This is a genomic window from Aquimarina sp. (assembly GCF_977115655.1).
Genome location: NZ_CDSBKO010000026.1, coordinates 61541 through 72559, shown reverse-complemented (window position 1 = coordinate 72559; position 11019 = coordinate 61541). Strand labels below are relative to the sequence as shown.

The 11019-nt window shown below is 37.5% G+C and carries 4 protein-coding genes; 3 read left to right on the top strand and 1 reads right to left on the bottom strand.

Translation table 11 applies throughout. From position 1 onward, the window contains the following. On the bottom strand, nt 1–5416 hold a 5416-nt coding region (locus ACZIYX_RS12555; protein WP_462682592.1), incomplete at its 3' end, for a beta strand repeat-containing protein. Between the two features lie 974 nt (nt 5417–6390). On the opposite strand from ACZIYX_RS12555, the gene ACZIYX_RS12550 reads away from it, so the two are divergent. The 3 genes from ACZIYX_RS12550 to ACZIYX_RS12540 all read left to right on the top strand — a co-directional run bounded on the left by ACZIYX_RS12550 (nt 6391) and on the right by ACZIYX_RS12540 (nt 11003). Next, entirely contained in the window at nt 6391–6666 is a 276-nt protein-coding gene (locus ACZIYX_RS12550) for a hypothetical protein (RefSeq protein WP_462682591.1), read from the top strand. Between the two features lie 462 nt (nt 6667–7128). Continuing rightward, nucleotides 7129–8646 carry a tetratricopeptide repeat protein gene (locus tag ACZIYX_RS12545; RefSeq protein WP_462682590.1) on the top strand — a complete coding sequence of 506 codons (1518 nt, stop codon included), beginning with the start codon at nt 7129–7131 and terminating at the stop codon, nt 8644–8646. Nucleotides 8647–8819: 173 nt separating this feature from the next. Then, nucleotides 8820–11003, top strand: a complete 2184-nt coding sequence (locus ACZIYX_RS12540) for a Kelch repeat-containing protein (protein ID WP_462682589.1) — start codon at nt 8820–8822, stop codon at nt 11001–11003. Nucleotides 11004–11019 lie beyond the last annotated feature (16 nt).

The following is an 11019-nucleotide window of genomic DNA, read 5'->3' as shown; positions in this document are numbered from 1 at the left end:
AAGTCAAAATAGCTCCCGTACTGTTACCATCTGTTACACTAATGGTGGAAAGATCTAAACCTGAACCAATACAAATCGCAGGAACTGTCGTAGTACTCAAATCAGGAACAGCATTAACCGTAACACTAACCGGTAGCTCATCTGTACATCCCTGAGCGGTAGTAGCTAAAATATAATAGGTAGTCGTAATTGTCGGATTTACCGTAGTACTTGCCAGTACATTCCCCGCCGTAGCTGGTGTACCACTGTGATAAGTCAAAATAACTCCCGTACTGTTACCATCTGTTACACTAATGGTGGAAAGATCTAAACCTGAACCAACACAAATTTCGGGGGTAGCCGTAGTACTCAAATCAGGAACTGCATTAACCGTAACACTAACCGGTAGCTCATCGGTACATCCCTGAGCGGTAGTAGCTAAAATATAATAGGTAGTCGTAATTGTCGGATTTACTGTAGTACTTGCCAGTACATTCCCCGCCGTAGCTGGTGTACCACTGTGATAAGTCAAAATAGCTCCCGTACTGTTACCATCTGTTACACTAATGGTGGAAAGATCAAAAACAGCACCAACACAAATTTCGGGGGTAGCCGTAGTACTTAAATCAGGAACAGCATTAACCGTAACACTAACCGGTAGCTCATCGGTACATCCCTGAGCGGTAGTAGCTAAAATATAATAGGTAGTCGTAGTCGTGGGGCTTACCGTACTACTTGCCAGTACATTCCCCGCCGTAGCTGGTGTACCACTGTGATAAGTCAAAATAGCTCCCGTACTGTTACCATCTGTTACACTAATGGTGGAAAGATCAAAAACAGCACCAACACAAATTTCGGGGGTAGCCGTAGTACTTAAATCAGGAACAGCATTAACCGTAACACTAACCGGTAACTCATCGGTACATCCTGATCCTGTCGTGGCTAAAATATAATAGGTAGTCGTAATTGTCGGATTTACTGTAGTACTTGACAGTACATTCCCCACCGTAGCTGGTGTACCACTGTGATAAGTCAAAATAGCTCCCGTACTGTTACCATCTGTTACACTAATGGTGGAAAGATCTAAACCTGAACCAACACAAATTTCGGGGGTAGCCGTAGTACTCAAATCAGGAACTGCATTAACCGTAACACTAACCGGTAACTCATCGGTACATCCCTGAGCGGTAGTAGCTAAAATATAATAGGTAGTCGTAATTGTCGGATTTACTGTAGTACTTGCCAGTACATTCCCCGCCGTAGCTGGTGTACCACTGTGATAAGTCAAAATAGCTCCTGTACTGTTACCATCTGTTACACTAATGGTGGAAAGATCAAAACCTGAACCAAAACAAATTTCGGGGGTAGCCGTAGTACTCAAATCAGGAACAGCGTTAACCGTTAGCACAATAACCGCCGCTGTACTTTCGCAGTCAATGGTTTGTGTTACATACCTTGTAATTGTTCCAGAGTTAGTTGTTTCAAACCCTAACTCTAAAGCAGTTGGCATCGCTGCATTTGCAGTGCTAATGGGCATCGTAAGCCCTGCATCTTCATACCACTGTAAAGCTGTACCCGAAGTTGTAGGAGGTATAATCGTATTTCCAACACAATACGTATCCGGACTAAAAGTGACTACGGGTGCAGAGGGAGAAGTACACCCCCCAGGTGTTATAGTTACAGTAAAAGGCATAACCTCAGAGACACAGCCTGTTGTCGAATTAATAACCATTATTGTTCCATTATATGTATCCACAGGAGCTCCACTAGGAACCGCAAGAATAACAGGAGATAGTGGCAGTGAAGTTGGTGTTGTAATATCTACAAAACCAACTCCTTCAGCAGTTGTATCATAATCAACAATATATTGATCAGGGCTATTGGTTATGGTTGTATAAGGCAAATCCGCGACAGTTGTGCCTAAACTAATTATTGGACTCGTTCCCAAAATAATTGCAGGATTGCTAGGATTCATTAAAGTTATTGGTCCTGAAATGGTATTAGACTGACAACTACTACTGTTAGTTATCGAGATGTTAGTATATTCTCCTTCACCCAATCCTGCAATTGAAATTCCGCTTGGCGTAGCAGATAAATTTTGTGTCGGTTGCGGGCTTCCATTAAATGAAAAATTTACATCATAGTTTCCCATTACCACTCCGGTAATCACTATAGCTCCATTAGAGGTAATACAACTTGCAGGATTAAGGTGTGCTCCCTCGCTAATTGTTGCTGCACCTGGATCACTTAGTACCGCTTCCACTGCATTTGAGTTACAGCCATTTAAAACAACTATAATATTTGCATAAGATCCTGCATCCAACCCCGTTATTTGAAACTCCCCACCAGCATCTGTTGTAAAACTACCAAGGCTAACGGCCACGCCATCATCATTGTAAGTAAGGTCGTTATATGTGGTTGAAACTTCTAGCCCACTTAATGTAATATTACCATTTGCACCACCACATATAGTAGGGTTTGAAGTAGTAACAGCCCCTATCGAAGCATTATTTATAATTATTGAAAATGTTGCAGGAACACTTTCGCATTCTATAGAATTAGAATTTTTTATAGAAAAAAAACCTGTGTATGTTGCACCTGTAACAGCGCCTGAAGGTATAGATATTGAAATTGGACTTGTAAAATCAGTATTATCTACAATATCAACAAAACCATTAGTATTAGCCGTATCATCAAAATCAATACTATAGCTAATTGGCGGACCATTGGCAGTAACCGAATAAGCTAAATCGACCGAAGTTTCTCCCTCACAAATTGCCAATACATTGGAAGTAAGTGCAACCTCCGGAAGTACATTTACGGTAACATTAATAGCCGGGGTCAAAACAGTTTGACAAGTAACCCCTCCAATTTTTTGAGCTTTTACAGAAACACTAGTAACCGAAGCGGCTAAGCCAAAAGTAGTTAGATTTAAAGCAGATCCATCACCTAAAGCCGCAGGACCTATACCGTTACCAGCTTGATCGATCAATTCATAAATAATTAAATTCTCCGTTCCGGAAATGGAAAAATCAATGGTCTGTCCTGCACAAACAACTGTTGTTGATATTGCACTAAACATCTGATTTACTGGTAATTTACAACCTATAGTTGGCCCTGTCATCAAACTACTTGCGCATAAAATTCCTTCTTGAACAGTTACTCCCACTACCCCACTGGCAAATAAAACATCGTATCCGGCATTTGCTGTATCCAAGCCATTTATTGTCCATAAGCCACCAGAAGCTGTTCCCGTAAAACCATCAATAATAAAACCATCAATATAAAGAAAAACGGTACTTCCGTCCGGAGCAGAAGTGGTTCCGGATACACTTGAATCTCCTTCCTGTAATGGAGTTGTATTAATTGTTACTGAAGCTGTTGTTTGGCTAAGCACCTGTACTTCATTAGATAAGTTGCTTTGGGTATCACCTACATTAGTAGCTGTAACCGCCATAAAATATCCTTCGTTAGCCGAAATACCAGTAATAGTCCAACTTCCGTTAATTGCAACTGTTGTAGAACCTACAGAAGTACCTATGGTAACTGGTGAAGTAGAAGAAGTATATAAATCAATCGTAGCACCTACCTCAGACGAAATTCCACTAACCGATGTAATCGCTCCCCCGACAGGAGCACAATATTTCCCTTGAATTATTGGAGTTGCAGATTTTCCTCCTACAACCACTATTTCATTTGTTGGACAAAGTCCTGATTCTATAGATCTAACCCTTATAGATTCTCCTTCATTAATTGTCCCGTTAGGCAATGAAGCTATAGTGAAAGACCAGTTCCCTCCTGTTGCTGTAGTTGAAGCTTGTTCTATATCGTCAATATATAAGGTAATAAAAGCACCTACAGTTGCTGTTCCTGATATAGTAGTATCTGTATCCACGACTGCCGCTGGAGAAAAAACAGGTGTACTAGATGTAGTACCTCCTGAACAATATTCGAACCTGCCTGATTCGCACTTACCGGATTCCTGTTGCGTAATTTCGAGAGTGCTACCTGTAGGAAACCCGCAGTTGGGACCTCCTGTACAATTTGAATTGGTATTGCATTTCCAAATCCAAGAACCATCGGCATTAACAAAAACATCACCTCCCGCATAATTACTACTTCCTGTATCTGCACTTTGTAATACTCCGTTTAAATAAATTCTAATTTGTGCCCCTGCTATAGCACTTCCTGCATCACCACACAATCCTTTAGCACTAATAGTAAAACTTGTAGATGTACTTATTGAGGGCGAACAGCTTGCTCCAACAGTTATAGCATTGCATGTGTCGTAAGACTCTGATTTTTCATCGGTTCCCGTTGCTGCAGCTACGGCTTCTGTGACGAACACTGTAGCTGTAAAAACTTCATTAGCCACAAATGGCGAGAGACCAGATAAGGTCCATGTCCCTCCAGAAACCGTAGTTGTGGCAGTTTCTGGAATACCATCTCTATATAGTATTATAGTTGCTCCATCAACCTCGATAGAAGTTCCAGAAACAGAAGTTGCACCCACATCTAATGATCCCGTAATACTAGGGCATTCAGCTCTTTGTGGTAGCCCATTATTAATATCAATAGGTGGTGTAGGTGGAAAAATATCAATAAGATCTTCAAACAAATCATCTTCAATTCCTAATTGATCATCAATCCCTCCCAAATCTGAAAGGTTACCTCCTATTACTGGATTTGGGCTTATTACAGTCGTTCCTACCATTCTAACAGGTGTTGATGTAGTTACTCCCGGAAATGCAGTAGTAATATCAGAAAAAGGGATATAAAAATCATAGAAATAATCATCATCTCCACAAACATTACTATTGGCAATAGATTTTTGGGCAAAATCATTATAAGGCCTGTCTAGGGTAGCATCTCCTATCTCAATAGGCAAAATTGTACCATCTATATTATATAATCCTACTCCAAAGTTGGTACGAAGTACAACTTCAATTTCAAAACCAGGGTTGCCAGATACAGCATTTGGATCTGCATTGGCTCCAGAAAAGCCAAATTTTTGGTCTGTATCTATTAATATAGAATATCCTTTGGAATTACTAGCAACTCCTCCCAACCTAAATCGAAACATTAGGTTATCACTAGCATCCAAATAAGTGTAAACCGTATTGTCTGTATCTGATTTTACCAAATCTGTAAAACTACATGAAGGGCCTGGGTGTAAATCACTATCAGGTTCTGATCCTCCTGCACTAGGAAAGGCTACATAAGGTATCTCACTTTCAGTCTCATCATTGGACATAAAACCAGATGAAGTAGCTGAGGTATATCCATCTCCATTTGGGTCCAACACAAGCTGGCCAGTACCCGCAGGGTCAAAAATTAATCCTGAAGTTTGGGCATAAAAATCCTGAAAGAAGAAAAACATTAAGAATAGTATAAAACCAGATATATTCCAGACTTTATTTAGAGTAATTATTCTCATAGGAAAGCAAGATTCATTAAGCTTTTAAGAATTTAAACTGTGTTTATAATTTTGACAGATAAATCTACAACAAACTAGTTAAAAAAAATGACAAAACCCAACAAAACCAGATATAGTGAGGTTTTACCGTAATTTTATTTTAAATAATTTAAGGAATATATCTGTTTTTGAGGTTTATTTTGAGTAGAGCAAAGAGCTAAAAACGTAAAATTCTTCTTATGTTGGATCAACCAGAATATTTGCATAAACACAACAATTGGTCTTGCTCCGTTTTTTGTCCTAAAATCCCACAATTACGGATTCCGAAACAAATTTGGAACAACAAAATAGATGTATTTAACTCAAAAGACCTTCCGTTTGGTAAAAAAGACGAAATTTTTAGCCTTAAAAGCAGAAAATTCAATACTGAAGGTAAAAATTTTAACCTTCAGTGTTAAAATTTTAAAGTCTTAGGGTAAAAATTTAACTCCTCTGATTAAATTTTTAACTCTGGTTGTTAAACCTTTCGTTAAAAAGACGCGTCACTTGGTCTATTGGGTTAAACGTTTAACTCTGCAGGGCGATTTTTTAACCCTTAAGGTTGAAATTTTTAGACACTCCTAGAAATAGAGGTTATGAGATAAGCAAACAAAATCTTGACAGACCCCTTACAGGGTTTTTAAAATGTATGTCTTGCAATAGCAAGTTAACTAGCTACGAGGTAAAGAAAAAAAAGTTACACTATTACACTTGCCAAAAATGCAAGGGAGTCACTTTAAACGCAAATTCTAGTAAAAGATCATTAAAAAAGGTGTACACGATACGTTTATAGAGTTGTTGGAATCATTTAAGTCAGACAAGCATCTTGTAGAGCTGTTAAGGCTCAAATAAAGCTGTTATGAAATCATAATAATGATGAATACGAACTAAAAGAAACCATAGAAAAGCGTTTCAACGCTTTAAAAATTAAGTCCCAAAAATTGGCAGACAAACTTATGAATGACATTATTGATGATTATACATACAAGTCATATAAAGAGGAAATAGATAAAGAGTTATTGCAATTAAATGTAAATCTCAAAAGTCAAAGTAAAAAAATATCTAACTTTGATGATTTTGTAAACTCCATTATTGTTTTTTCGCAAAACATCAGTAAATACTGGCTTGTCCTCTTTAGTACGGGAGCAGGACTCGTATCAAACTTTTGGGCAGCAGGTTCTAATCTAACACTCTCAAAAGCAATCGATTTTCAAAAATCCTGTTTTGCATAATTTTTATTGTTTTTTTTAAAGAAGTAGTATGATATAAATAACTAAGTAAACTAAAACAATTATTATAGCAACCATCACAATTAACCCTCCTTTAAATTTAAAAGGTGTATTACTACATATAGCAAGTAGAATAAATCATACCATTAAAATGGTAGCATTATAAGAAACGTTTTTTTATAAAAATAACTTAAAGATCGACATACTCTTACGTAGCTTTAAAACTAAAAAACAACTATTATTTTTCATTTAACCTTTAAACATTCTATCTTCGCCAGTTCTAACTCCAAATATTTATATTTTGTTTTTAGAACCTGTACAATAATGCTAAGAGAAAACTGCATATTCCTACTTTTTTTATTAATTGGCATCACCACTCATAGCCAAGATACGCTGAATTTGAGTTCATCTGTATATAATCAGCCCATTACTTCACCGGTGGATAGCATACAGAAGTATAAAACCATGGCAGTAACTGCTCATCGGTCAGGAGATTTTAATACCTTTAAGAAATACGGACAGATCATTCTTAATATAGCAAAAGCAAATAACTTGCAAGAAGAACAAATTTCTGCATTGGTATATTTGGCGATCTATCATCAGCAAATCGATGAATATGAAAAATCCTTGGCCAGATATCTGGAAGCTGAAAAATTAAGTGACTCTTTGCCAGAAAATTCATTCTCCAGAATTTTGGTACAGGTAAATCTGGGCAACCTATACAACCATATCGGGGATTACGAAAATGTAAAAACCTCTATGAAAAAAGTTATAGACCTGGCAGCTTATCAGGAAAATCCGGATCGGTTTATTATATCCGCCTACAATTCTATAGGCACCGCTAACCTCAATCAAGGAAATTATGAGGAAGCATTAGTATATATGGGCAAAGTAAAAGAACTGGCAAAAAAGATGGATAGCAATGATAAAATTATCGGGGCACTTATCAATATTGCTGAATGCCATCGACACCTAGAAGAATACGAAAAAGCTATCGAAAATAGTGAAAATGCCCTTAATAGAATTAATGAAAATGAATCCGAAGATCTTACCGCCTCTGCCAATGTAGTGATAGGTATTTCTCTTTATTTATCTAATCGCCCTGAAGAAGCACTTCCAAAATTACTATTAGCCAGAAATATAGCCGCAAAAGGCAATTTTCTAGACATTAAAATGGAAGCACACGACTATCTGTCCAAAACTTATGAATCCCTCGATAGCCTTAAAAGTTCACTGGATGAACAAAAAGCTTACACAGAAACCAGGGAAAAATATCTGAAAACACTCTCCAAAGCTCAGCGCTTAAAATTAGAAAAGGAAACGAAGGATAAAACTAAAATTATTGAAAACCAAGAACAGTCTATAAGTCTATTAAGTAAAGAAAAACAGGTGTATATATTTATAGGTATCGCCTTGATAATTTTACTGATTACATTTACCTTAATTTACTGGAACCATAGAAAACAACTTGCGCTCGAAGCCCAAGAGCTTAAAAATAACAAAGCACTGTTAGAAAACGAAAACATTGCTTTAAAAGATAAATTAAAATCCTTGGCAGTTACCATAGAGCAGCAGAAAAACAGTAAAATTAATCCTAATAACTCTCAAGAAAAAATCACCTCTCTTACTTCTGAAGATCAGGAAACTTATATGAAAAAAATCCTGGACTATATGGAAAAAGAAAAACCCTATCTGGACCATGAGATTAAACAATCTGATATGGCGGATCAATTAGATATGAGCGTCCATTTGTTTTCTGAGGTTCTTAATGTCTGTTTTAAAAAGAACTTCAACAATTTTATTAATTTATACAGGGTCGACCGGGCTAAACAGCTAATCCGTAATCCTGATTATATACATTATAAAATTTTAGCGATAGGCTATGAAGCTGGTTTTCCTAGCAAAACCTCTTTTAATAGGGTATTTAAAAATTTTGTAGGTCTCACTCCTACAGAGTATCAAAAAAAAGTTCTAAAAAAATAATTTCTATCTTATATTATTACAGTTTATTATTCAATACTTTAATGATTATCAGGTATAAACTATTCTCTGCACCCTACCTATTAACACGTTCCAAATTATAATTTGGGTCTTTTTTCATAGTACCCTTGCTTATTTTCGAGCCATAAATCAAAAGCTCCTAAAACAGACTTACTATGAAAAACCTGTTATTAAAATTGAGTATTGTCTCTGCAATTGTTGGTATACTATTTTCCTGTACTGAAGATGAAAATGATACTGCCTCTGCGAATCAAGTCCCTCAAAGTTTTAGCCTGACCAGTGTAGCTAATAATGCTACCGACATTAATATATCTCCCGCCTTAACCTGGGAAATATCTGTCGACCCGGATGAAGATCCGGTAACTTATAATGTTTATTTGGATCAAAACGAAAAACCAAATACACTAGTAGGTGAGAACATTACAAATACACGTTTTCGCGTTGCAAATCCGCTTAAGGAAAACAGTACTTATTACTGGAGGGTTACTGCCAAAGACGATAAAGGGGGGGTAACTAGCAGTGAACAAATATTTTCCTTTACAACCTCGGGTAATAAAGCCCCGGAAATTTTTGATCTAATTAGTGTCGCAAACGAAGCTACTGATGTAAGTTTATTTCCTGCCTTCATTTGGGAAAAGGCTATCGATCCAGATGACGACCCCGTAAGTTATGATATATACCTGGATGAAAATACAAACCCCTCTACATTAATTACAGAAAGCCTGAACGAAACCGAATGGAAGCTAATAAAACCATTAAATGGAAGTACTACCTATTATTGGAAGATAGTTGCAAAAGATAATAAAGGAGGGACTACCGATAGTAACCAAACCTTCTCTTTTACTACAGAGGTCAATGAAGCACCAGGAAGTTTTAACCTAACAAGCGTAGCCAATAACACCTCGAACATAGCTTTAATGCCTGCACTAACTTGGGAAACCTCGACAGATCCCGATGGTGATGCGGTAAACTATGATGTGTATCTTGATGAAAATACCGAACCCAATACTTTGATAGCTGAAAATTTAAGCAAAACTGCATTTGAGATAACAACCTCATTGAATGAAAATACCACCTACTACTGGCGGGTTACAGCCAAAGATGGTAAAGGAGGAAAAACCAATAGTGAATACACTTTTACATTTACTACCAAAGCCAATGAAGCTCCGTCAGCGTTTAATCTTATAGGAGTAGCTAACAATACAATGAATGTAGATGTAAAGCCCACACTCAACTGGCAAGCATCTATTGATCCCGAAGGAGAAACCGTAAACTATGATGTATACCTGGATAAAAGTGCAGAACCAACTACGTTGATCGCCGAGAATCTAACAGGTACGCAGTTGGAAATCGATAGTCGTCTAAATCTAGCTGCCAGCTACTACTGGCGTGTGGTTGCTAAAGATAATAATGGTAAAGAAACAAGGAGCCAAAGTACCTTTGCCTTTACGACCCGTAAAATACGACCAGAGACCGCAGTAACCAATACCGCAGCATATTATAGAAGACAAGCGCACCAGTCCGTTGTATTTGGTGGTAAACTCTGGATTTTAGGCGGAGCCAGTAATCAATTTTTGGACGATGCATGGTCTACAACAGACGGTATTAATTGGACAGAAGAGACCCGATCCAATACAGCGATTTCCTATGGAAAAAGAGATAATCATGCAGCAGTGGTATTTAATAATAAAATATGGATCATTGCAGGAAGAGGCTTAACCGGAACTCAAACAGATAGAAGAAACGACGTTTGGTCTAGCCCCAATGGTAGAAACTGGACAAAAGAAACCTCGGCTGCCAATTTTTCTATCCGTCAAAATACAAGCGCCGTAGTATTTAATAACAGAATATGGATTATTGGAGGAATCAATAATGAGGAAGGAAAGTTGGGGGATATTTGGTCAAGCTCTGACGGAGTCAACTGGACACAAGAATCGGCAAATGCTGCATTCGGCACTAGGTACAAAGCTGCAATTACGGTGTTTCAAAACAAATTATGGCTAACGGGCGGCGGTGTAAATGGAGATAGAAGTATATGGTCTAGTACTGATGGAAGAAACTGGACTCAGGAACTTATGAATCCTCCATTTACCGATGATAATAATAAATTGTTTGTATTAGAAAATAAATTATGGGCGTTTGGTGGATCCACAGGTACTGGAAGTCATCGTAATAATCTATGGTCAAGTCCCGATGGTATTCATTGGACACAAGAAACTAGCCCTGCCCCTTTCCCTCCCAGAGTAAACTTTGCATCTGCAGTATATAATAATAAAATATGGGTGTTAGGAGGGTTCTTTAATACACAAAGTAACCGAGATGTCTGGGCGTTAGATTAAATAACAAATAACTATT